At 40.9% G+C, this 25125-nt stretch carries 14 protein-coding genes; 7 read left to right on the forward strand and 7 right to left on the reverse strand.

Going from position 1 to position 25125, the window contains the following annotated elements; all coding sequences use genetic code 11:
• Position 1: 1 nt before the first annotated feature.
• On the reverse strand, positions 2-3046 hold the full coding sequence (locus KTO63_RS09055) for a SusC/RagA family TonB-linked outer membrane protein (protein ID WP_217790937.1): 3045 nt from the start codon (positions 3044-3046) through the stop codon (positions 2-4).
• 547 nt (positions 3047-3593) lie between these two features.
• Here KTO63_RS09055 and KTO63_RS09060 point away from each other — a divergent pair.
• From KTO63_RS09060 to KTO63_RS09075, 4 genes are read left to right on the forward strand one after another with little or no spacing between them, the layout of a single operon-like run.
• Entirely contained in the window at positions 3594-6842 is a 3249-nt protein-coding gene (locus tag KTO63_RS09060) for a SusC/RagA family TonB-linked outer membrane protein (protein ID WP_217790938.1), read from the forward strand.
• Between the two features lie 24 nt (positions 6843-6866).
• Positions 6867-8696 (forward strand): RagB/SusD family nutrient uptake outer membrane protein, encoded by a 1830-nt coding sequence (locus KTO63_RS09065; RefSeq protein WP_217790939.1) that lies wholly within the window; start codon positions 6867-6869, stop codon positions 8694-8696.
• Positions 8697-8708: 12 nt separating this feature from the next.
• Positions 8709-10349, forward strand: coding sequence for a DUF4957 domain-containing protein (locus KTO63_RS09070; protein WP_217790940.1), 1641 nt, complete (start codon positions 8709-8711; stop codon positions 10347-10349).
• Positions 10350-10401: 52 nt separating this feature from the next.
• Positions 10402-12048 (forward strand): glycoside hydrolase family 28 protein, encoded by a 1647-nt coding sequence (locus tag KTO63_RS09075; protein WP_217790941.1) that lies wholly within the window; start codon positions 10402-10404, stop codon positions 12046-12048.
• A 258-nt stretch (positions 12049-12306) separates the two neighbouring features.
• On the opposite strand, the gene KTO63_RS09080 is transcribed toward KTO63_RS09075, so the two are convergent.
• The 6 genes from KTO63_RS09080 to KTO63_RS09105 all read right to left on the reverse strand — a co-directional run bounded on the left by KTO63_RS09080 (position 12307) and on the right by KTO63_RS09105 (position 21645).
• Entirely contained in the window at positions 12307-13419 is a 1113-nt protein-coding gene (locus tag KTO63_RS09080; protein ID WP_217790942.1) for a TlpA family protein disulfide reductase, read from the reverse strand.
• A gap of 58 nt (positions 13420-13477) precedes the next feature.
• Complete coding sequence (locus KTO63_RS09085) at positions 13478-14590, reverse strand: TlpA family protein disulfide reductase (RefSeq protein WP_217790943.1); 1113 nt, start codon at positions 14588-14590, stop codon at positions 13478-13480.
• Between the two features lie 54 nt (positions 14591-14644).
• The gene (locus KTO63_RS09090) at positions 14645-16057 is read right to left on the reverse strand and encodes a RagB/SusD family nutrient uptake outer membrane protein (RefSeq protein ID WP_217790944.1); all 1413 of its coding nucleotides are present in this window, start codon (positions 16055-16057) and stop codon (positions 14645-14647) included.
• A gap of 12 nt (positions 16058-16069) precedes the next feature.
• Positions 16070-19597 (reverse strand): SusC/RagA family TonB-linked outer membrane protein, encoded by a 3528-nt coding sequence (locus tag KTO63_RS09095; RefSeq protein WP_217790945.1) that lies wholly within the window; start codon positions 19595-19597, stop codon positions 16070-16072.
• Positions 19598-19775: 178 nt separating this feature from the next.
• The gene (locus KTO63_RS09100; RefSeq protein ID WP_217790946.1) at positions 19776-20972 is read right to left on the reverse strand and encodes a FecR family protein; all 1197 of its coding nucleotides are present in this window, start codon (positions 20970-20972) and stop codon (positions 19776-19778) included.
• A 70-nt stretch (positions 20973-21042) separates the two neighbouring features.
• Positions 21043-21645, reverse strand: a complete 603-nt coding sequence (locus tag KTO63_RS09105; protein WP_217790947.1) for an RNA polymerase sigma factor — start codon at positions 21643-21645, stop codon at positions 21043-21045.
• A gap of 1338 nt (positions 21646-22983) precedes the next feature.
• Here KTO63_RS09105 and KTO63_RS09110 point away from each other — a divergent pair.
• The 3 genes from KTO63_RS09110 (at position 22984) to KTO63_RS09120 (ending at position 24738) form a co-directional block, all read left to right on the forward strand.
• Positions 22984-23193, forward strand: a complete 210-nt coding sequence (locus tag KTO63_RS09110) for a hypothetical protein (RefSeq protein WP_217790948.1) — start codon at positions 22984-22986, stop codon at positions 23191-23193.
• A 28-nt stretch (positions 23194-23221) separates the two neighbouring features.
• Positions 23222-23602: a single-stranded DNA-binding protein gene (locus tag KTO63_RS09115; RefSeq protein ID WP_217790949.1), complete on the forward strand. Its 381-nt coding sequence runs from the start codon at positions 23222-23224 to the stop codon at positions 23600-23602.
• An 89-nt stretch (positions 23603-23691) separates the two neighbouring features.
• Positions 23692-24738 carry a DUF932 domain-containing protein gene (locus tag KTO63_RS09120; protein ID WP_217790950.1) on the forward strand — a complete coding sequence of 349 codons (1047 nt, stop codon included), beginning with the start codon at positions 23692-23694 and terminating at the stop codon, positions 24736-24738.
• The last annotated feature ends 387 nt before the right edge of the window (positions 24739-25125 follow it).

Here is a 25125-nt window from a genome sequence, read left to right on the forward strand (position 1 = left end):
ATTAAAAGGTGATATTGACACCTGCAGTTAATAATTTTGTCATTGGAAAATTTTCAGAACCCCCTCTTTCCGGATCATAATCTTTGATCCTGCTGTTTGTAAATGTGATATAGTTCTTAGCGTTGGCATATACCCGGAAGCTCTTGAATATTTTACCTGCCCATTTTTGAGGAAGTGTATAACCCAGCGTGATATCGCGAACTCTTACAAATGATCCATCAGTGTATCTTAATGTAGAAGTATAAAGAATTCCGCCGTTGGCATTGGGACGAGGATACATGTCAGTGGCATTTTCAGGTGTCCAGTAATCAAGTCCGGCCTGCGCTGTATTCTCCTGGTAGCTGGTCTTTACACCCAAATAATCAGGCGCAATCATCTGGCCCATTCTGGCAAATACATACACATTCAAATCAATATTTTTGAAACGAACAGTATTATCAAGACCTCCGCTCCATTTGGGACGCGGGGTGCCCAAAACAACGCGATCATTCTGACTATCTATTTTTCCATCATTATTTTGGTCTTTTACACGAATGGTGCCAGGGGTCTGTCCGAATTTCGCAGCTTCAGCAGCATCCTTTGTCTGCCAGATGCCTATACGTTCATAATCATAGTATACTGAAGTGGGATAACCTACGAAATATCCCGATGCAATATCATTCACTCCATCAGTTACCAATTGTTTGATCCGTTCAACATTTTTTGTAAACGTAATGGATGTTGTCCATGACCAGTCTTTTGAAATGACATTGTTTGATGTCAACATCAATTCAACCCCGCTATTATTGGTCCGGCCAATATTTTGAACTGTTGAGGTTACACCGGTTGTAGGTGGAAGTTGTCTCGGCAACAGCAAATTGCTGGTTCGGGTATTGTAATAATCAATTGCTCCATTGATGCGGTTGTTAAAAAATCCGAAATCAAGACCTATATCCAGGGTCGTGGAAGTTTCCCAACGCAAATCGGGATTGCCGATTTGCGGGCTAAATGTATATCCCGGGGCAAGGGTCTCGTCAAATGAATAAGGCTGTCGTGTGAGCAAACTCTGTGTCACGTAAGGATTGTAAGGATCATTACCTGCAACACCATAGCTCACACGTAATTTTAGATCATTAGTCGTCGTGCTGTTTTTTAAAAATGATTCCTCGCTTAATCTCCACGCTGCAGCGACCGAAGGGAAAAATGTCCATTTATTACCTTCTGCCAATTTTGAAGATCCATCAGCACGTGCCGTAACAGTCAATAAATATTTGCTTTTGTAAGAGTAGTTAATCCTCGCAGCGCCCGAAACAATGTCTTGGCGTGAATAACTGGTTGAAGCAATCATACCTGATGTGGCCGAACTCAGCCCATAATAAATTTGCGAGGGCAACAATTGTCCATCGCCTTGCTCGGCTCCTGCATCTGTTGTCCGATCCTGGTAACTTGTAATTCCTGTCAGCGTAATGGCGTGGTCATTGATTTTTTTATCATACCTGATCACATTTTCCCAAAGAATATCTGCCGAATTGGAAGTATTGTATTGTGACCTGGCCGCTGAGCCTCCCCTGGTAATAGAGTTAACCCCATAATAATAACCCGTTCTGGATTGAGAAAGGTTGGCAGTAAAGCTGGAACGAATGCTTAAACCGGCAAGTGGGGTAAGTTCTGCATAAATGGACCCAAAGGACCTGTTACTACGGCTATTGCCGGCGTAGGTATCCGGTTGTTCATCGGTTAAGGGATTAAAGGCTCCGCCGGGAACGGGCTGTAACACAAAATTTCCTGCACTGTCAAAAGCACTTCCCAAGGGGTTGATCTTGTTGGCAGCATTTAGGGGATCTACCCTTATCCCCTGGTTATAATAGACAATTTGCGCCTGCATTCCGGCTTTAAAAACTTTACTGATCGTTTGATCAATATTCAAACGACCTGAATAACGCTTTAAATTGTCTAATTTAAGAATACCGTTTTCCTGGTAGTAATCACCGGAAAAATAAATTTTAGTTTTATCGGTACCTGAAGTGACACTCACCTGATAGTCCTGCTGGAGACCGTTATGTAATAACAGGGGTCGGTAATTTGTCCATGTACCGGATGCAATATCTTCTATTTCCGCTACACCAAAAATCTTTGAGTCGTCGGCCGGACTGTTCCACTTGCCCGTGGCCCGGTTGGCCTCTCTTTTCCATGCGACATATTCCGGACCTGTTGCCACGTTATAGTAGCGCGCCGCCTTGGAAGAGCCGGCATAAGCATTTAGTCCAACCTGCGCTTTTCCAGGAACGCCGCGCTTGGTAGTTATTAAAATAACGCCATTTGCACCTCTTGAACCGTAAATTGCAGTAGAAGACGCGTCTTTTAATACATCGATAGACTGAACATCATTAGGGTTGATGTCTCCTATATTTCCATAAAAGATAGCCCCGTCCACGACAAACAAAGGACTATTGCTTCCAACCATGGATCTGTTTCCACGTAGGGTAACGTTTATACCTGACCCTGTTTGCCCACTGGACCTGGTAATATCAGCGCCGGGAATTTTTCCTTGTATGGATTCCATTACATTTTGTGACGGCACATTGGCAAGTTCCTCTCCTTTTACAGAGGCTACAGAACCGGTAAGGTCCTTTTTCTTGACAGTGCCGTATCCAATAACCACCACTTCATTCAGCCCTTTGGATTCTTCGGTCATTGTAATGTTTAGGGCCGTTTTCCCGTTAACGGGTACTTCTATTTCTTTAAACCCGATAATTGAGATGATCAGAACCGGGTTTACAGCATTCTTATCAGGAATAGTTAATTTAAAATATCCCTTTTCGTCGGTAACGGTCCCTACTTTGGTGCCTTTTAGTAGAACGTTTGCCCCCGCCAATACACTGCCGGAAGCATTTTTAACCAGGCCTGTAACCGGTAAATCTGCGTTGGAGATCCCTGGAAAGTTTTCGAAGTGATTGTTGAGGGCATAGGATGGTTCTGCTACCATTGTAAGTAAAACCATAGAGAGGGTACCCATTCCTACAGTTTGTCTGAGCAATTTGCCACAAGGTGGAAATGTTAATTTCATCACGGCAGTTTTTAGTTTTTAATCGTTTAAAAATCGGGATAGGAAAACTTCAATAGTTCGGCCCGCTGCACCGGAATACATAACTATTGAACTTCCCCATATTTTTACTAATGGTTTCCAATCAAAATGAAGTATGAAAACTAACCGGTAAACTTTGGTAAAAATGCCCGGCGCCAAACTTAAATACTGATGTATTGGCAGAAGATGAATTATTGAGCAAATACTTCTGATAATTGATATGTACCCCGGTTCGGGCCCAGCTGGCGGGATGAAACGATCATCTTATCCGGAAACTTAAAAATCCATTGCCTTGAATACCTTGGTTGCCAGGTATGTCCTTATCCTTACAATCTGGTTAAATATCATTTTTTATTCCTTTTTTACGAATTTCTCCACCTTTTACACTACTGATCCTCATAGGTTTGTTATCCAATCGATTGCGGCCTTAGGCATTTCCTTCTGCTGCTTTTGGCGATCTCTTACTTATAATTTAATGGCGCCGTAAGACAAAATATACCAGCGCCTTAACCCAAAAACTAACGCTTGCATGAAAAGAATCCCTCTATTAGCGGCCCTCCTCTGCCTGTTTCAGTACATGGCATTTTCTCAGACAAAGTATATAACTGGCAAGATTTCAGGAAAGGGCGACGAGCCCCTAAATGGAGCGACGGTCCAGGTAAAAGGAAGCACTAAAAGTACATTAACGGACCAAAAAGGAGAATTCCGGATTTTAGTGCCGCAAAGTGACCATGTAGTATTGGCCATTTCGTATATCGGATATGCGCCGATGGAATATGTGGTAAGCAATCAAACTACCATTAACGTAAAAATGACGGAAGATGAAGGTAAGATGCTGGATGACGTGGTTGTAAACATTGGTTACGGAAGCGTCGCCAAAAGAAATGTCACCGGAGCAGTGTCGTCCATTACCGGAAAAGACATAAAAGATTTTCCGGTAGCTACCGCTGCAGAAGCGTTGGCGGGAAAACTGGCGGGCGTATCGGTAACAACCTCAGAAGGTAAACCGGGAGCCGATATATTGATACGGGTTCGTGGCGGCGGTTCAATTACACAGGATAATTCACCCCTCTATATCGTTGACGGAATCCAGGTGGAAAATGCCCTGGCAATTATTTCTCCCCAGGAGATCCAATCCATCGACGTGCTGAAAGACGTCGCCTCAACGGCGGTGTATGGAGCCCGTGGCGCAAACGGTGTAGTCCTCATTACTACCAAAGGCGGAAAAGGGGGAAGAACAACCGTTTCTTTCAACGGGTTTGCCGGTGTACGCTCGATTGTTAACAAACTGCCTGTAATGAAGCCTTATGATTATGTGATGTATCAATACCAATTGTACAACAACAACTCCGATCAGCAAACCAAAGATGCCTTTACCAAATCTTACGGAACATGGGAAGACCTTGATATTTACAAAAACGTTCCATTTGTTGACTGGCAGGATCGTGTTTTTGGCCGCGACGCATTTTCACATACAGAAAGCTTTAATATCAATGGCGGAACCAAAGCGTCTAACTTCAATTTTACCCTTAATAATTACAAAGAAGATGGGATTATGCTGAATTCCGGAGCAGGTCGAATTTTTACAGCTTTCCGATATGACAATATCATTTCGCCAAAATTTAAATGGGGATTTTCGGCGCGTTACAGCAGACAGCAGGTATGGGGAGCAGGTACGTCCAATACTGGGTCTCAAAGCAATAATAAATTGCGTAATGCCGTGCGCTATAAACCTTATGAAGATTTGGGAGAGGGCAGTTCATCAGCGGACGAATTTGACCCCGATTATGCCAACCTCACAAACCTCACCGGTCCTGTGCTTGATGCAAACGCTGTGGACAAAACGGACTACCTCAATCAGGTGATATCAAGTATCAATGCCCAATATTCGATCCTGCCAGGTTTGAATTTCAAGACAGTGTTTGGTGTTACGGATAGCTATCGAAAAACAAATCAGTTTAGCAGTGCCATCACTTCGGTGGCAAGGCAAAATGCGAACATGCCTGTCGTGGATATGTCAAATAGTAATACCATCACCCTCACCAATACAAATACTTTATCCTATGATCTGAAAATAAAAGCGGACCATAGTATCACCCTTTTGTTGGGTCAGGAAATCAATCAAAGCAACACCAATAACGCAGCCGTAAATGTAAAATGGCTGCCGGTAGATATAACAGCGGATCAGGCCTATGCCGGTATCCAAAAAGCAACACCACCTTCGGGCGCCATCCAGGATCCTCCCACTACATCTGTCTCCCAGACACGTCTGTCGTCCTGGTTTGGACGCGCAAACTATTCTTTCAGGGATAAATACATGACATCGTTTATTGTAAGGCGTGACGGATCATCGCTTTTCGCACCTGAAAACAGGTATGCAACTTTCCCTTCTGCACAGTTGGCCTGGAACATTGCTCGAGAAAACTTTTTCAAGAAGCTTGAACAAAGTTGGTTCAACAACCTGAAACTGCGATTGAGCTATGGTGCGGGAGGTAATAACCGTATCGGTGTGGATCTGTATAAAACACTGTATGCTTCCAGTAGCAACAACGGGTATGCGGTAGTAGAAGCCGTGACACCAGGTTTTGCTCCATCATCTTTTGCCAATCCTAATATCAAATGGGAAACAACCATATCAAGAAATATTGGCCTTGACATGAGTTTTCTCGATAGTAAATTGAACCTATCGGTAGATGTTTATAGCAACAACACGAAAGACTTGTTGTTAACTGCACAAATCCCCTCCACATCAGGTTACACCAGCCAATTGCAAAATATAGGAAAGACATCCAACAAGGGTATTGAACTCCAATTAAATGCCCGGGTGGTAAGCAACAAAAATTTCAATTATACGATCAATTTCAACATTTCACATAATCAGAACAGGATAGTCAACCTGGGGGTGGACCAATATGGAAATCCTAAAAAATCTTACACTGTGGCATCCGGGGGTATCAATGGTAACGACTTCCTGGCTGAAGTTGGTTCTTCTATCGGGCAGTTTTATGGATATCAAAGTGATGGCCGTTATGAACTGGAAGATTTTGATGCAGTATACAATGCAACCGCTAACAGCTATTCATTTACTTTAAAAAAGGGCATTGCGAATGCCAGTGCGATTGCTCTTGGAGGCAAAGCGCCACAACCAGGCGACATGAAGCTTAAAAAAATATCAGGTACAGAAGGCGATGATATTACAGAAGCAGACAAAAAAATCTTAGGCAATGCCTTTCCAAAATTTGCAGGTGGCCTGGGTCAGCAATTTTCCTATAAAAATTTTGACGCTTCCCTGTTCATCAACTTCTCTTATGGTAATAAAACCTATAACGCAAACAAAACTGAATTTACCGGACAGTATCTGTATAAAGACAATAACATGCTGGAAGTTGTTAGCAACAGATGGAAATGGTACGATGACAATGGCGTAAAAGTGACTGATCCAAAACAACTTGAAGCAATGAATGCCAATACAACATTCTGGACCCCTCCAGCGGGGAATTACATTCTCACCAGTTATGCCATTGAAGACGGTTCATTTATTCGCATCTCCAATGTAACCCTAGGGTATTCGTTGCCGGGAAATTTCATCAAACGAACAAAAGTATTTTCAAGGTTCCGCTTCTATGCTACGGTAAACAATCTTTGGACATTTACCAAATACACCGGTTATGATCCTGAGGCCAATACAAGAAGAAGCAACCCGCTGACACCCGGAGTTGACTATGCAGCGTACCCGCGTAGCCGTTATATCGTTGGAGGCTTGGAAATTGGTTTTTAATCAAACGAAAAAAATGATTGTAAAATGTTAAACTCAAAATATAACAAAAGTCTTATTGCCATTGGAATGGCCATCGTCTTAAATACTTCAACTGGTTGCAAAAAGTATCTTGATATTGAAAACCCCTCAACCATTTCTCAAGCTGTAGCATTCACCAGCACATCATACACCAACTCCGCACTTATTGGTGTCTACAACCAATTGTGCGGAGACAATGGTGTCACCAAAGAAGGTACTATCTGGGCCCTGTCTGCAGATGATTTTAAAACTTCAGGTAGTTACAGTCCGCAGGACCGCCGGGGCATTAGTATGTATGGAGCCACCTATGAAAACAGTGAGTTGCTGAATGGATTTAATCAATTGTATTCAGGCATTGAAAGGGCAAATATTTGTATTGACGGGATCAAAAATTCTGCTTTATATGCCGAAGGATCGGATTCAAAAGCCCTGATGGGCTCCTATTTGGGAGAAGCACTGGCATTGCGTGCACATTTCTATTTGTCACTCGTAAAAAACTGGGGAAATGTTGTGGCACAATGGGAACCATCGTCAAAAGTTGCTGTACTGGATGCATCAGTAACAGCAGGCCCGATCATACTTGAGCACCTGTTAGAAGACCTGAAGGAAGCAGAACAATTGGTTCCATGGCGCACCGAATCTCCCAACCCTGATACCAGGTTTACCAAGGGAGCGGTAAAAGCTTTGCGTGCCCGCATTGCGATGTTTCGCGCTGGATACATGATGAATAAAGAAACCAACATGATGGAACGAAGCAGCGATTATAAAAAATACTACCAGGTTGCTTACGATGAATGCAAAGAGTTAATGAACAGAAGAGATCAGCATAGCCTGAATCCAAGCTATGAAAATGTTTTCAAATCACTGCATACAAGCACTAGAACCGATCCCACTTTTGAACTGATGTTTGAAGTGGGGGCTTATGGCGCAGGCGCACGTACCGATACGAAACTTGGCTATTACAACGGTTTGCGCATCAATGCATCCTCCAGGTTTGGACAAGGTGGAGGCGGAGAACTGGCCATCCCAACTTATTTCTACGAATTTGACCAACTTGGTGATTGTCGCCGTGATGTAACAATCGGTTCTTATGAAATCGATGCAACTAGCCAAAAAGTGATGAACACTTTAAACAACATGACCGACGCAAAATTCCGTCGCTCCTGGACAAACATGGTTGGCACCACCCAAAACCTGGCTGTAAACTGGCCGGTAATCCGATTTGCAGATGTCTTATTGTATTTCGCTGAAGCAGACAATGAGTTGAACAATGGGCCTACTGAAGAAGGCAAAAACGCTTTACTGGAAGTTAGAAAGAGAGCATTTTTAGGACATGAGGACAGACTGCCCGTTATGCCTGACAACTATCCTGACTTCTTCAATGCCATAGTAAAAGAAAGACTACTGGAGTTTGGCGCGGAAGGCATTCGTAAATACGATCTTATCCGTTGGAATATCATGGGCGCCAAATTTGAAGAAACACGTACCAAACTTCGCCAGCTAATGAACGGTGAAAGTGTATACGCAAACATTCCCAATTATGTTTATTCGAAAGCTGCACCTTACAATGTTATCAACGCTAACCTGGAATTTGCGACTTTGGATACATATGGTGGTTCGCCGAGTGTAACGCTATTCCAACCAGGATTAGGTACATCCACGGCACCTTCCGGGTATACCACCAAAAATTGGCGGGCCAGCCTAAATGAAGCTTCCATTACAGGTACTTCTACCGGTTTCGCTGTCTATTTCGAATCCAATAAAAAAGAGGTGTTGCCTTTCCACCAAACCACTTTGTTACAAAACACCAAGACAATTCAAAACTACGGCTACTAAAAACAATCCAACATGTTACAATCCTCTTTAAATAAAATCCTGTTTGGCATACTGACAACAATGATTATCGGTGCAGTTGCCTGTAAGAAAGACGACCCTAGTGCAGACTTGCAACCGCCGAGACTTTTCAAGCCCAGCGGTGTTTCAGTAAAAACGGACTCAGTATCCGCACACATAACTTGGGATGCTCCTTTGCGCAGTGGAGGTCAGACCATCAACTACACTGCTGAAATTTCCACGGATTCAAATTTTGCCACAACGAGCATGTCAGTAAAAACCGATACAACGGCGGTGACGATCACTGAAGACCAGGTTGCCCTTCGGACGAAATATTTTATTCGCGTAAAGGCTAACACGTATGAGGACCAACCCGAATCGAAATGGCTTAATGGCGCATCATTCGCCATTAACGGTGTGCAAATATTCTTACCTATCAGGGAAACAGAACTCACCGAAAACAAAGCAACACTGAGATGGCGTATTACTCCAGGGCTGACTGATATTAAGTTGGCTGTTAAAGGGGGAACGTCGACCACTCACACGTTGACGGCAGATGAACTTAGTACAGGGATGACAAGCTTTACGGGCCTTGTTGCCGATACCGGCTACTATGCGGAAATTTTCGCCGGAACAAAAAGCCGTGGATTTCTCAACTTCAGAACCGGTGCTCCAACGGTGTATTCCACCATCTTAAACCCGGGTGATGATATTGCAGCAGCCATCAACAATGCAGCCAATAACGATATCATTGGCCTCAACCCAGGAACCTATGATGCCGGAAATACAAGCTTTGTATTAATGCAAAAAACTATTACTCTTAAGTCAACTTCCAATGACCCTACTGATACCAAAGTGAATTTCAAAGAATTTACACTTCGTGGAAATGGTGCCGGAATTAAACTTTACGGTATTGATCTGGACGGCACGCCTTCAGGCGCACTATATTTTATTAATCTGACAGGTGTAGCAGCTGATGCAGAACTCGCCACCTATACCCAGGTAATTGTCGACAACTGTAAAGTTCACGGTGCCGCTACAAGCTTCATGCGTGCAAACAGAGGTGCCAACGCCGGTGATTATAAAATGGATTTGATCAAAGTAAACAACTCCATTATCTACAACGTGGCAACAGGATTGAGTTATAACTGCTTTCATTTGGACAAACTCGAATTCAAGACGATGCAGGTGACCAAATCGACCTTCTACAATGTGGGACAGGCCCTTGCTTCCTCCTCCACTGTGTTGATAAATATGCCTAGCATCAGTTTTGACCATTGCACCATCAATAATCTTGGCGGTAAGGATAAATATGTTCTGATGGACGCCAATGCCAATCCTGTAAGATTCAGCATTACCAATAGTATTGTCGCTAACATTCCTTTGCCAAACGCTACCGTTCAGGCAACTACCATTCGTGCAAACGGCGCCGGTACATCGCTTAGCTATACCAACAATAATCATTTCAAACTCACCAACGGTAAGACAACGGCGGACCTGGCATTCCCAACCAGCAATATTACAATGATAGGAAACAACACACTCGATCTTGGTTGGACAGCAGAGACGAATGTTTTCTACCTGCCGCAAAACTCGATCTTGAGAACTGTCAGTTCCACCGGTGGTGCTATTGGAGACCCAAGATGGACCTATTGATTAAACGAGTCATAAAAAAAAATAAGAATAAAGCACAATGAAAGCACCCAGCATGAAGTGGAATATAAAACTTAGTCTTATCGTTTGTCTTAGCACCTGCGTCGCCAATGTATTGAGGGCGCAGGATAAGACACCGTATTCATGGTCAAACCTGCCACCAATAAATAAACCCGTCTTTAAAAATGACACCATAAGCATCTTTGCCACGGGCGCAAAGCCAGATGGTATAACGCTCAATACCGTAAGCATCAACAGAGCCATTGAAAAGATAAGTGAACAAGGTGGCGGGGTCGTACTCATACCCAATGGTGTCTGGCTAACCGGACCGATTCAATTGAAAAACAATGTAAACCTTCATTTGGAAAGAGCGGCACTTTTGCAGTTCACATCTGATAAAACTTTATACCCATTAGTTAAGGCCAATTTTGAAGGAAAGGAAACCGTTAGAAATTTAGCGCCAATTACAGGAACCGACTTAATCAATGTCGCTATCACGGGAGATGGAGTGATAGATGGCAATGGAGAAGCCTGGCGTTCCGTAAAAAAAGACAAGATGACCGAACCCGAATGGCAGAAACTCATCGCGTCAGGTGGCATCATTGGCGCCGATGGAAAAACATGGTATCCTTCCAGCGGATATTTATTAGGGGAAAAACAAAAAGATGAACCCAAAAAAGACTCAACGGACTTTACTGCTATCAAGGATTTCCTTCGACCGAACTTATTGGTTTTAACGAATTGCAAAAACGTTCTCTTGCAAAATGCTACTTTTCAAAACTCACCTGCATGGGGCCTGCACATAATATTGAGTGAAAATGTAACGATGGAGAATCTCAACGTTAGAAATCTTCCAAGCGCCCAAAACGGTGATGGCATAGATATCGAATCCTCTGCTTATGTAGCGGTACAAAACTGCACCATAGATTGCGGAGACGATGGTATTTGTCTCAAATCCGGTAAAGATGAAGAAGGGCGTAAAAGAGGAAAGCCTTCACAATTTATCATCATTAGAAACAATATTGTGTATCATGCTCATGGTGGCTTTGTCATAGGCAGTGAGATGTCCGGCGGGGCCCATGATATTTTTGTTGAAGATTGCATTTTTATAGGAACTGATATTGGACTAAGATTTAAAACTGCGAGGGGCCGCGGAGGTATTGTTGAAAATGTCTATATACGTAACATCAATATGCATGGCATTGTCAACGATGCTATTTTATTCGACATGTATTATTTTTCAAAAGCAAAATCATTAGCCGAAACGAATGGAAAAGTCGATATACCGGCAACTGACGAAGGCACCCCTCAATTCAGAAATTTTTCAGTTAGCAATATCATCTGCGAAGGCGCCAATCGTGCAATTTTGATTAGAGGTTTACCTGAGATGAGTATTGAAAATATTACTCTTGACAATATTACCATCAAATCAAAAAAAGGAGCCGACATCATTGAGGCCCGAAACATTAAAATGCATGACATCGTTTTAAGCTGCGATCATAACGGACCTTTGTTCAATATAGAAAACAGCAAAGACCTGGTATTCGACAGCATTAAAGCAATAATAACCCCGGAAATATTCTTTAGCATTAATGGTGATCGAACTGGAGATATAAAGGTGGAACAAACAAACCTTAAACCGATCAAAAAAAACGTATTGTTTAATTATGGGGCCGATCAGTCTAAATTTTTTATTTTGTAACAATAACAAAGCCGGGCTCATTCCAGGGCCCGGCTTTAAATGTTTCTGGAAAGTAAATAAATTTAGAAGTATAGCCAATAACAGATTATCATTAAAAAGGGAGGTTATTAAAAATAACACTCCCCTGTACACCACGAGAAAAACCTAATTTTCGATGAACGAATACTTCTAAACTATTTTTTGTTAATGTTATGAAGAAAGTAAAAACTGACACCTGTTATTACAGGCGACGACCTTTGATAAAATGCTACATAAAAACTATTTCTTCTCCAGCACATTTTTATATCTCTGAAGTCTATCCATTTCTTTCTCGAGATATGCAGCTGGTGGAGGAGCTTTCGCAGCATTACACCAGTCTATAAACTTTTGAAGTGTCTCTACTGCCTTGGCCACATCTCCGAAATTAAAATAAGCCGCGCTTGACATTGGCCAGAATCCAAAATTATTTGGTTGCTTCTCAAAATAACTAATTGCATAGGCATAAAATTTTTTATTTAAATTTTCTTCAGCTGAAAAAACGCGAACGATGGCATATTGAATCATAGCGGAGTCTTTAAAACGTAGCGCATCGCTATAGGCCTGGTCTGGATCTAAATGAATCAACGAAGTATAATAGGCTATAAACAAAAAACTCTTCTTCGAAGGATCGGCCTGGATAGTCGAATTGTATCGTTTCATAGCAAGGCCATAATCTTTCGAATCAATGGCGTCCTGGATTGGTTTTAGGGCTGCCACTTGTGCTTCCAGTTCTTTATTTCCTTTAAACGTACTCTCCTGTGATTTGGCAATCTTAGCTGCGAAGCCTTTCGAATCAAATTTGCCTTCTATAATTTGGAGTAACACACTATCCATCTCCATGGGTTGACCTATCCAAGCGATTTTTCCATTGCCATCAACAATTATGGTCGCAGGTATTGATGTTTGGCCAGTTGCCTCTACCCAATTTTTGACCATGTATCCATCAATACCATCCATTGCAACGTTGTATCCCATCCTATCATCCATGTCCTTAACAAATTTGTCAACAAGCTCATTGATGTTTTGTCCTGGTTTACCACGTTCCCACACGCTTACACCCGTAAAAGTTGCTTTTCCCGCATACTTTTTTGCCAGTTCAGTAACGTGCGGCATCGCTTTTATACAAGGGCCGCACCAGGTTGCCCAAAACTCGAAAACATAAACCATTCCCTTTTCAAACTTTTGAACAGGCTTGCCTTTTATCCACCTCACTTTCACCTCAGGTGCCGGATCACCTATGCGCAATTCATTTTTGTTTTGTAACGTATCAATATTGTTCAACACTATTGATTTACTTTCTGCAAAGGAGCGAAAACTCATAGAGAAAAGCAGCAACGCTAATATCTCTCTCATTGAAATTTGCATTTTAGAAGTATATTGAATGTAAATTTGATTTTCTTTCTTCCTGATTTTATTTAATCTGCTCTTGGTATGCTTTTACTTTCGCCTCGAAATCTGTAATCGTATAGTCGAATACCCGGCCCCCAAATTTGGGATCTTTTACTTCGATCTTAGCAAGTTCAACAGCCTTTTGCTGTGTTTCAACTGCTGCCTTGAAATCACCAGCCTTACTGTAAGACAAAGCCGCCTTATCCAAAATGAGACAATTCGTTTGTTTGACAGAAAGAAAACTTTCAGCGGCAAGCAGATAAGCATCCTTGGAATATCCGTTCTCATCACAAATAGTGGAACCAACCATTGTAGCATAACCATTCTGCTTCGAAAGCTCACGGCCATATTCAAGTGCTTCCTTTTCTCTTTTTGCAAGAAAAAGAATTTTCATTTTTTCTACCTTTAAAACCATCTGGAGCTGTGGAACTTTAACTGCGTTCTCCTCCGCTAATTTAAGCGCCAGATCATAGTTTTTCGCCGCTTCTGCTTGTTGGACTTCCGTATAACCGGCCCTGATCCGTTCTGCCATTTCCCTGGTCTCGCTGGCCTTCGCTTCTGATTCTTTTTTATTAACGGAAATGTCAAATGTTCCTTTTACCACTCCATCCATTACTTTGTCCAATTCAACTGGGTTGCCAATCCAAAGGACTTTACCATTTTTGATTACAAAGGTTTGTGGGATACCTTCAAGACCCGCTGCCCTAAGCCAGTTGCGACTCATCTCCTCTTCATTGTTGTCAGCAATCACGTTATAACTCATTCGATTGGCGCTGCTGTTAACAAATCGCATAATACTAGGGAGATAATCTTCGTACTTTTTCTTTTCTGAGGAATGTGCACCTTCCCACACATTACAACCAATAAAAACGGCTTGTTCTTTATACTTTTCCTGTAATTCAGATAAATGCGGCATAGCTGCAATGCAAGGTCCGCACCATGTTGCCCAGAACTCAACGACGTAAATTTTATCTCCATTCAATGAGGATACAGGATTTCCTTTTATCCATTTCGAATACTTCAGTTCAGGAGCCAGATCACACACTCTTAAAGTGATTTGATTTTGCGCATATCCAATACCGATAGATAAAAAGAAGGTCAAGAGAAATACAATTGACAGTTTCAATTTTTGCATACTATTTACGTTTTCTATTTCGTACTTGTTTTGTATTTGCCAGGGGTAGAAGGGTTAAAAGTTTTGCTTAAGACTAGGGTTATAATCCGTTGCATTTTTAGGAAATGGGAATATCCAGAGACTCGATCCTGGAGAAAGCGTATACGTCTTACCACTCACGGTTCTTGTGACCGTAACTTTATACTTCCCTTCTGCATTCCATCTTTTCAGGTCTACAAAATTCCTCCAGGTATATAAAAATTCGATTCGATCTGTTTTTTGCAGGTAATTCATTGCGTCGGCCTCGTTATTCGCGCTTTTTGGAGTGAACGGATAAATACGACGCTTCCTAACTTCATTTACGGCATCCATCCCTTCGCTGAAATTGCCCAAACGAATAAGACATTCTGCCTTCATTAAGTAAAGATCAGAAACGGTCATGCCTGCAGAGTTTTGTTGATATGCCCCGACCGATAAAAACATGGGCACTCCGGGGATGCCAGACAAAATTTGACCATATAAATAATTGTAAGTAGGAGTCGAATCTTTGATGATATTTCCGGGCTCATAATAATTGCTCAAAATTTCCAGGCTTGGTGAAAAAGTGGTTGGAAAAGATTTTCCATAGTACGCATATAAAAGATTATCAGGAGCGTTAAGCCCATCCCTTGATACAGGTAACCCCTGTCCCCCACTTTTGGTGGATAAAAATGGACGGTGGTCCTCAAGCACGTTGTTATAGGTCAATGCTTTTTCCACCGCCGTCAATGCGTCAGTGTAGTTACGCATGGATAACAAAATCCGGGCTTTGACAGCATAGGCAAAACCATTCCCGATTCGCATGCTATTCTGCGGCTTATCCGGCAGCGAATTCAATGTTAGCCCGGCATCAATATCAGCCAAAAGGTTTTTGTATACTTCTTCAACAGAAACCTTGGCATTTACTTTCCCAAGGTCAAAATCCGTTACGTAAGGTATGCCACCATCCTTGGAAGCACTTGCAGGATCATAGGCTTTGGCAAATATGTTCACAAGAAGATAATGCATATAGGCCCTCAAAATGTAGGCTTCAGCTTTCAACTGTTTGCCTTTAATTTTATCCCCGCTTGCGTTATCAACATTTGCGATCACAATGTTCGATACGTTTGCAATGACTGAATACAGACCCTGGTAAACAGGATCCGTGGTAGTTAAGCTAATTCTATCAACTGTAGTATCGTATGTCACATACAAATAGTTAAGATCTCTGGCAGTACCATTAATTATGTTAGGTACGTTTACAGCCTGGGGATACATATCATTGATTAAAATTGACTCATTCATGAAGTTAAACTTATTACCTGCATAGTCATAATTAAGTAACAAATCAAGATCGACAATCCTGTTAAGCAGGTTTTTGCCTTTGGGTGTAATGTCTGTGTATTTGCTGCAACTTGCTATGAACATCATGCCTATAGCAATAATAACAACGCTTATGTTCTTTATCATACAAGTAAAAAGTTAAAAGTTAATATTAAAGCCTCCGACATATGAGGTGGTTAAAGGAAAGCTGCCGGTTTCTGTATCTACATGGACATCTTTCTGTTTAACCCAAATAGCCCTGGGATTATTTACCTGCAATCTTAATTGCGCTCCGGTTGACTTAAGTTTTGATGTTATAGCAACAGGAAAATCATACGCAAGAATGATGTTTCTGATTTTTATAAAATCAGCTGGCCTTACCAGAAAATCTGAATAGGGCATTTGAGTATTTGCAAGGCCTGTCCTATAATATTGTCCACTACCAGGCACATCAGTATTTTTATTTGTTGGTGTCCAACTGTCAAGTAAATAGGAAGGCAACGCTGCATAATAAGGCGTTTGATAAGGCGTAGGTGATTGTCTTGCCCTCAAATAATGACCAGCATAATAAACCATGTAGATATTTAAACTAAATCCTTTGTAACGAATATCATTATTGAATGCTATAGCAGTTTTCGGATCTGTCCCCCCGGAATATACGAGTGCATTGATATCCTTACTTCCTAATTGTACAGAAGTTTTCTGACCTGCAGCATTATACCACTGTGCCTGCCCTACACTGTCCAAACCTGCATATTGATAGGAATAAAGTGCGTGTACGGGATATCCGGTTTTATATCCGATACCGGTAGCTAAATCTATCGGATTTGTAGTAGCTTCATCTACATAGGTAATCTTATTTTTATTGAATGATGCAACGACACCGGTACTCCAACGAAAATCATTAAACTTGGAAGGTTTTACCCAGTCGTATGTGACACCTAATTCAAAACCATTATTGGTCATACTTGCATTATTGATAACCATACTGGTGAACCCTTCAGAAGGATCCAATCGTTTTTTGGCAAATAGGTCGGTTCCTTTTTTGATGTACCAATCAATTGCACCACGTAAGCGATTGTTGAACAAATAAAAATCGATTCCAAGGTTTGAAGTAGCCGTCTTTTCCCATCTCAATTGAGGATTAGGAGGTGAGGTAACAGTAGCATTCGGTAACTGGGTATCGCTGTTAACGCCAGTTGTGGCAGTTAGAACGCTAGGTGTTGTCGGGTCAATATTACCAGTGAGCCCATAAGAAGCTCGCAGTTTTAATAAATTAATAGCGCTAACGTTCCGAAGGAAATTTTCTTTTGACAATATCCATGCGGCGCCAACAGACCACAACGGGCGCCCTCGGTATTTTTTATCTGCACCGAATAAATCGGCATAATCCTTTCTGATAGAGCCAAACAGGCTGTACCTGGAATCATACACATAGGATAAATTCGCGTAAGCCGACGAATACCGGTGCTTAACGTCGTTGATCAATCCCATTGAATCAACAATATCCGGATAATCGAATGCCTGCGGTGAATATGCGGGATTTAAAAAGGTTGATGTGACATTATAAAGACTTCCAAAATTCACAGTGTTCGTGGATTGCGTTTGTAACTGGTCATCATATCCTAACAACAAACCTTTGGTACCATACGTACGTGCTTGCCGAAATTCAGTTCCTGCTAAAACTGACAGGTAATGTTTTTCAAAATTCTTGCTATATGTGGCTTGTGCTCTTCCGGTATAACTAGGACTCTTCACCTGGGTAGAGGTTAATCTACCACCCTGCGGCAATAAATTTGTATAGGTATAATTGCCGTTGCTGCCGGACCTGGTAGTATATACATCCTGTAACCATCTCATCGAATAACTACCCGCTTCAGAATAGGCAGATGCGTCACCTCTGTTGTCTTCATACTGAAACATTGGGTTAAAGGTTAAACCTGGAAGAATCTTAAAATTCAGGTTCAAATAATATCTTGTATTTAGAAGCGATGTGTTGTAATAATCTCTTTCTAATTCATCAAGATGATTAAAGGCTAATGAATAAAGTTTAGGGGTTGTTTCTGTGATCGTGTTATATTCGTTGAACTGATTTGTTCTGTAATAAGCTCTGCTTCCATCCGTATTAAAGAGATTGATATAAGAAGGTACGGTAAATGGATTGAGGGCAAAGGTATTGTTGTGGGCCCTGCCTTTTCCAATAACAGTATTGATACCGTACTCTGCATCCAACCATTTGCCAATCGAATAGTTACCTTTATAAAATAAATTTAACTGCCTGTTATATGAATTTATCATCCCCTCATTGGAAGTCTTATAATTCACCACCAAATTTGATTGAGATCTTCCATTATTAGTACGCAGTGCAATGTTATATTGCTGAAGTATCAAATTTTCCAAGGCATTGTCCTTGTATTCCTGGGGAAAATTATTTTTACGATATTGATTCAGTAAAGCATCAAGTTGGTTCTTTGTAAAATTGGAAGGATCCTTTCGTTGTCGAAAATAGGCATACTGAACTGGACTTATGGGTGCCCCCTGTTGAATATAACTTTCTAAAGTAGTAATAGGATTTGCAACGGTTCCGCTTGCGCCATCAAACCACCATTGATAATAATTACTTTCCCAATCAACCTGCTGGCTGGGAGTCATATAATTATAGTAGCTATAATCAGGTTTTTCATTATACGTTACATTACCGGAAACTTGTAGAACTGTTTTACCAACTTCTTTTGCACGCTTCGTAGTAATAACGATGACTCCATTAGACGCTCTTGCTCCATAGATAGCACTTGCAGCGGCATCTTTTAGTACGTTGATGGTTTCAACATCGTAGGGATTAATGTTTGCCACCGACCCTTCAATCGGCAGGCCGTCTACTACTACCAATACATCCTTGTTCGCTTGCATTGTACTAACGCCCCGGATTGTTGTTGTATTCTGGTACCTAACCAAACCCGGAACAATGCCCTCAAGGTTATCTAAAATATTTACAGCATTTCTTTTTGAAAGTTCTTTCGAACCAACTGTGGTTACCGCACCAGTAAGTTTTTCGCGATCAATATTTTGGTAACCGGTTGACACAACCGTAATCTCTTCAAGTCGTGATTCCATTGGTCTCAAACCCAATGTCATTGACAGGTCTTTGATATTTCTCTGGGTTATAACAATATTTATTGCCTGGTAGCCAACAAATGATATCGCAACGACGTCATTTTCATTAACAGGTAGTCTTACAACTCCATCGCCTCCTGTAATTCCTGAAATTTTGCTATTCTTAACGCTTACACTTGCGCCGACAAGTGCATGCCCCATTGTATCAACAACTTTTAGAGATACGATTGTTGCATTGGGATAAGCAGGCGCACTGCTAATGACGCTTTGATCCGGGGGATTATTTTTTTTTGGAGAAATAATTATTGTCTTATCGACAATTGAATATTCAAGCGGGAGATCTTTAATAAGAAGATCAAGAAATTCCTTTAAGGGCATATTTGTAACGGAAATCGGCTTCAGGTTGGACAAATCACCTTTTTTTACAAACAGCAAGTAGCCGGTTTGTTTTTTAACAGTCGAAGAGATTTCCTTAAAACTCAGGTTACTTCCTGAAATTGTTACGGTTTGTGCAATAGTCTTGACATGCACACACGTTAACGCAAGTGCGAGCAAAAGAACAGTTAGTCTCATAACAGTTTGGTTATTATCGATGGTTTAATATTCCTTCAAAATCAACTACAAACAACGAAGCCCCGGGATATTCGTGTTCCTGTATTGATCCAAAAAGAAAAGAATTGCAGATGCTATAAAATCATTTACACCAAATAGAAAAAACATTTAGATTCATTTTTTCCAGGTTGTCAAAAAATCACCTCAAAACAACAACTCTCCTATTCTCTAATCTATAGTGTACGCCATATCTACTAAGCGTTGTTAAGAAATCTTGCAATGACATATCTCTTGAAATTTCACCTTCAAATTGAATTGTTGGGACCGCACCTTCATATTCTACTTTGACATCATACCACCTTTCTACTTCTTTCATGATGTCAGAAAATGATACGCCCTCGAAATAAAATGTCCCATTTTTCCAGGCAATGACGCTCTCTATATTTACTCTGTTGCTGATCTTTAAATCATCTCCTCCGGCAATTGCCTGCTGGCCCGGCGTCATGACTATAGATGCTGATTTCCCACTTTTTAATTTATCAGGAGTTGTCCCTGGATTGTTTTTTTGGTCTGTATTCAGAGATATTTTTATCCTCCCATCAACGAGTGTCGTATAAATGGTATTGCTTTCTACTTCGTAGGAATTAACATTGAAACTAGTTCCAAGTACATCAACAAATGCTTTGTCATTGACACTTAGACGAAAAGGGCTATTTGAATTTTGGGCAACTTCAAAATAAGCTTCCCCGCTAACAAAAACGTCTCTGTGAGTCTTACCGAACACAATTGGATAGCGTACAGTACTTGCAGCGTTAAGCCATACTTTTGTATTATCTGACAATGTAATTTGATACTTCCTTCCTTTAGGAGTAGTAATAGTATTGTAAACCAATTCATCGGAGCTTCCTTCATAGACCACCATTCCATTGACTATCCGAATACTGACGCCATGTTGTACCGCAAGGACCCCGTCTTTTACCGAATCCAGGCTAATTCGAGAACCGTCATCAAGGGTCAAAATTGCTCCGTCTTTACCCGGCTGGATGATCGCATTTTTAGCCACCATATCGGATTTTTCAGTACTCATTCTACCCTTGAATAGGATATAACTACCTCCCACAACAAAAGAGATGATAGCAGCGGCCCAACCCAACTTCCTGATAAAACTCATGCTACGAACCTTAGGCTTGTGCAGGATCTTCGCCAGAATCTGCTCCGATTTGTCATTTGGAATATCATGTTTAGTCTCATAGCCTTCCCATGCAGCCGATAGCAACTCCAGCAACTGACCATCATCGGACGCTGCAATATTCAATCTTAATTCCTCATAATCCTCCAGACTAATATCATTAGATAAATATCTTTCGATCAAGAATAAAAAACGATTCTGCTCCATCAATTTTATTTGTACCTGTTTAAAAGACGATTGCGAAAGAATAAATACCCAGTAGATAAAAATATTTTTTTCAAAAATAGAAGTAGCCGACCATCAAAAGCATTAGGTAGTTTGATGCATCGGGAAAATGGGCATTAAAATATTTCCGAATATTTTCGAGCGCACGGAACATATGGTTCTGAACAGTTGAAACGGAAAGGCCCAGGAGATTGGCTATTTCTTCATGTTTGAGTCCCTGTTGTTGGTGAAGTTTAAATACTTCCCGTTGCCTGGGGGGTAACAGCTCAAGCGCCGTTTCAATAACTTTTTGTATTTCTTTCTTTAGTAATGCGTCTTCAGGACTTTTGGTTTGCAGCTCTTGTTCACCCAACGCTGCAATAAAGGTAGACTCCCTTGAAAGTTTTCTTAACTGATCGATGGCATGGTTTTGTGCCATTCGTAATAGATAGGATGAAAAGTTATCAATTTCCCTGAGTTTGTCCCTGTTTTGCCAAACCTTAAAAAACACATCCTGAACAACATCTTCCGACTTCGCCTCGGACCGGGTCAAATTAAATAGGAACCCATATAATTTACCTTTCCATGCATAAAATAACTGCCCAAAAGCCAACTCATCACCTTCAGCTATTCGTTTAAGTAGCTCTCTCTCATTATAATCTTGAACTGTAGACAACTATTCAGCAATTTATTTGGTCAATTCGCAAACTAGGCAAAAATCTCATAAATAATTCATACAGGTGTAATAATGTACAAAATATCGTCACGGCCATTGATCGACTTACTATTATAAAATGTACAAACCGTTGTTATATAATGTTGACAGAAAGAAAATTGAAAATTTGCGAAACGGTATGAATTCAAATTGAGGTCAAACAATGAATGCCATTTAGCGAAATGAAAAAAAAACATTTTTAAATTTTCGAAAATAGCATCTTAATTTTCATTCAGTGAAGTTCCCTGCTCCCTGCGAATGACCTCCATTTTTGTATTGTTTGTTCATGGCTCAACGGCTTTAAGCCACGCATCTGTACGTTGAGTATTGAATAAAAAGCCATCACCGACCAATAACTTTTAAAACAACCTACCTAAACAAACAATTTGCCTTCATTCAAGAATTTCTATCCTTAGATGAGACCATTCACTATTCTAAAAATTGCGGCGATTTGCTGGATGACGAAAATACTCATTCAATAGTTTTAATAGTTCACAAATCTTTGCCGAAGTTAGCTGTCATCAGATTTCCGATTGTGTTAATCAATAAATTTGAATTTCCGTGCTCATCCATCCACAGTAACTCATGATTGCAATCAACGCAATGAATTTTCATAGATTTGATAGGTATGTCAGCAAGGCCATCCAAAAAATCAATTCTAATATTTTCAACTGCATAGTGTCCATCTTGCTTTTCGAAGTCAGCAGTATAGTAATTATCATCGTATATAAAGAAAAGGCGCATTTTGATATATTATGATTTAAGCGAGCAAACCTTCATTTGAAGAAATAGCGTCAGCACAATAAATTACGAAAATTGGCCTGTAAAAGCAAAATCACCCTGAATGTGATGATCAACTTACCTCTTCCTTTATTCCTTATGCTATGATTCGCTTTTCACAATGGCGGTTCCTTTATCATCTCAATCGAATTTCCCCCTCCTGCTTGATTGAACTTTTTTTTCCTGGTTAACTGTAAGGCTCATTATTAACCATATGCTCCTTCTGCTCCCTTATAGCGAAGGTATTATGCTGCCCTTCGAAAGCAAGGCCTGCGCTTTCGTTTCACTTCGCTTGCTCCTTCAGAGTTGATGCGGAAAATCTTCCTCCCGGTTGGCCGCCTTCGGCGTGCATGTTAGCGGGAGTGTATTCTCCTTCCAAGCCTTGACTTTCACGCGGTCAGCCTTAATGCCGGGTTGCTACAGGTTTGTGAACGAGGCGATCTAGCCGACATCTATAAAACAAATAGAAGAACTGGCTTTTACTCCTCATTAAACATTTACCAGTAAAACTCAAATGATATGTACAACAATAAGCAATTATCAAAACTCATGTATCTATCATGGGAGATTCAACGCAAAAGACATATCACCCGCACTAAGGCACTTCTCTCCGCTTGGGCGATCCTTCAAAATGAAGACATTACCGTGTATCACTTAACGAGAAAGTATAGCCACACGAACTATCCCAACAAGACACAAACGCAGAACCTCACACTTTTCAACCACTAAGCATTTATTCACTTACAAATATACAGTTATGGAAATCACCGGCAGATTAACAGCAGACGCGAAGACAGCGACCTTAAAAGATGGTCGCGAAGTAGTAAACTTTTCCATTGCGATCAATGACCGCTACAAGCCAAAGGGACAAACTGAAGTGGTAAAAAAAGTAACCTATATCAGTTGTTCCTACTGGAACAATACCACGGTAGCGGGCTATTTAAAAAAAGGTTCGGTAGTCGAACTCTTTGGAAAAATAGGCTTGAATGTCTGGCTCAACATGGACGGCCAACCGAAAGGCTCGCTCAACATGCATGTACAGCAGCTAAAATTCTTTACGCCTTCACGTAATGACGGGAACAATGCAGTTAATGAAAACCTTGCAGCGGAAGAACCGAAGCAGGACCTACCATTCTAAAACCTCCGCGTGGCGCGGGTTCACTGCGTCACGCATCTTTCAAAATGCTTTACTCAAATTATTCATCACACATTTTAAATGTTAAGATCATGGCACATAATATAAATTTCAACGAAAAAACAAATAGACATAGTTTTTTTAGCGTACAGCAAAAGCCGTGGCACGGGCTTGGAAAAATAGTGGAGAATTTTCCAACCAGTAGTGAAGCAATAAAATTTGCAGGACTAGATTATACAGTAGAAAAAAGAAAGCTGTACACTTTTGATAATGAAAACGAACAGGCGAATGAAGAAGTTGAAATAAAAATTCCTGAAATAGAGGTACCCAATTATTACGCTACTTTGCGAACTGACACCGAACAGGTTTTAGGGGTAGTAGGCAAAGACTATGAAATCGTACAGAACAAAGATGCTTTTACCTTCTTTGATTCTATTGTCGAAGGCGACGGCGTACAATATGAAACAGCGGGCGCACTCGGAAATGGTGAACGGATTTTTATTACTGCAAAACTTCCTTCCTATATCAAAGTGGGCAACGACGATTTTATTGAACAGTATCTTTTCCTGACCACTTCACATGATGGACTCGGAAGCATAACCGCTGCCTTCACGCCAATCCGTGTCGTGTGTGCGAACACGTTAGCCGCAGCACTAAATAACTGTAGCAATTCATTTAAAATAAGACATACACCAAGTGCCAAAGAAAGATTGGTGCAGGCGCATACATTAATGGGCATTACCAATAAACTATCCTGGCAAATGAATGAAATATTTAACCAGTGGGCTAAGGTAAAAATTGAGGATGCGGAAGTAAAGAAACTGATTCAACTTGCAATGGTGCCAAATAAAGAAGTACTAAAAAAAGTACAGGCAGGTCAGCAGGATGAACTATCCACTCAATTCATCAACATTTGTGACAAGACATTTGAATACACACTCGCTGCACCTTCTCAACAACTGGAGACCACCAAAGGAACTTTGTTTGGTGTGTACAACGGCATCACAGGATATTTTCAAAACGTGAAACAATACAGGAATGAAGAGACAAAATTAAAATCAGTATTACTGGGAGGAGTTGCGCAACTGAGAACACAAACTGCGTTCAATCTTTGCTTGGATCGAATGTCACTCAGCTAACTGGAATAAATTAGCCGTTACTGTAAGTCATCTCTTTAATGAGGTGACTTTTTTCGCGCCGCTTTTCTTTTCAAGCGCCAAAGAAAAGCTTGGCAAAAGAAAGGCTCCTTGATCCCTATGGCTTAGACTGATTAGAAATATTGTTACTTACATTTTATTTGAACCTCTCCCAAACCATTATTCAACGGGCATTTGAATCAATAAAGAGCTACATTCATCTCTTGTCTCTTGTTTCTTGTCTCTTGTTTCTTGTCTCATGTTTATAGTTCATTATTATTTATTTCCTGTTTTCTTGTTCCTTGTTTTGCTTTTATCATTGATGACTATAATTAAAAAAATTACAACAAATTGCTTTCTTCAAAGTATATGTTGATGTTACTTTATGCA

Source organism: Pinibacter aurantiacus, assembly GCF_019130065.1.
GTDB classification, from domain to species: domain Bacteria; phylum Bacteroidota; class Bacteroidia; order Chitinophagales; family Chitinophagaceae; genus Pinibacter; species Pinibacter aurantiacus.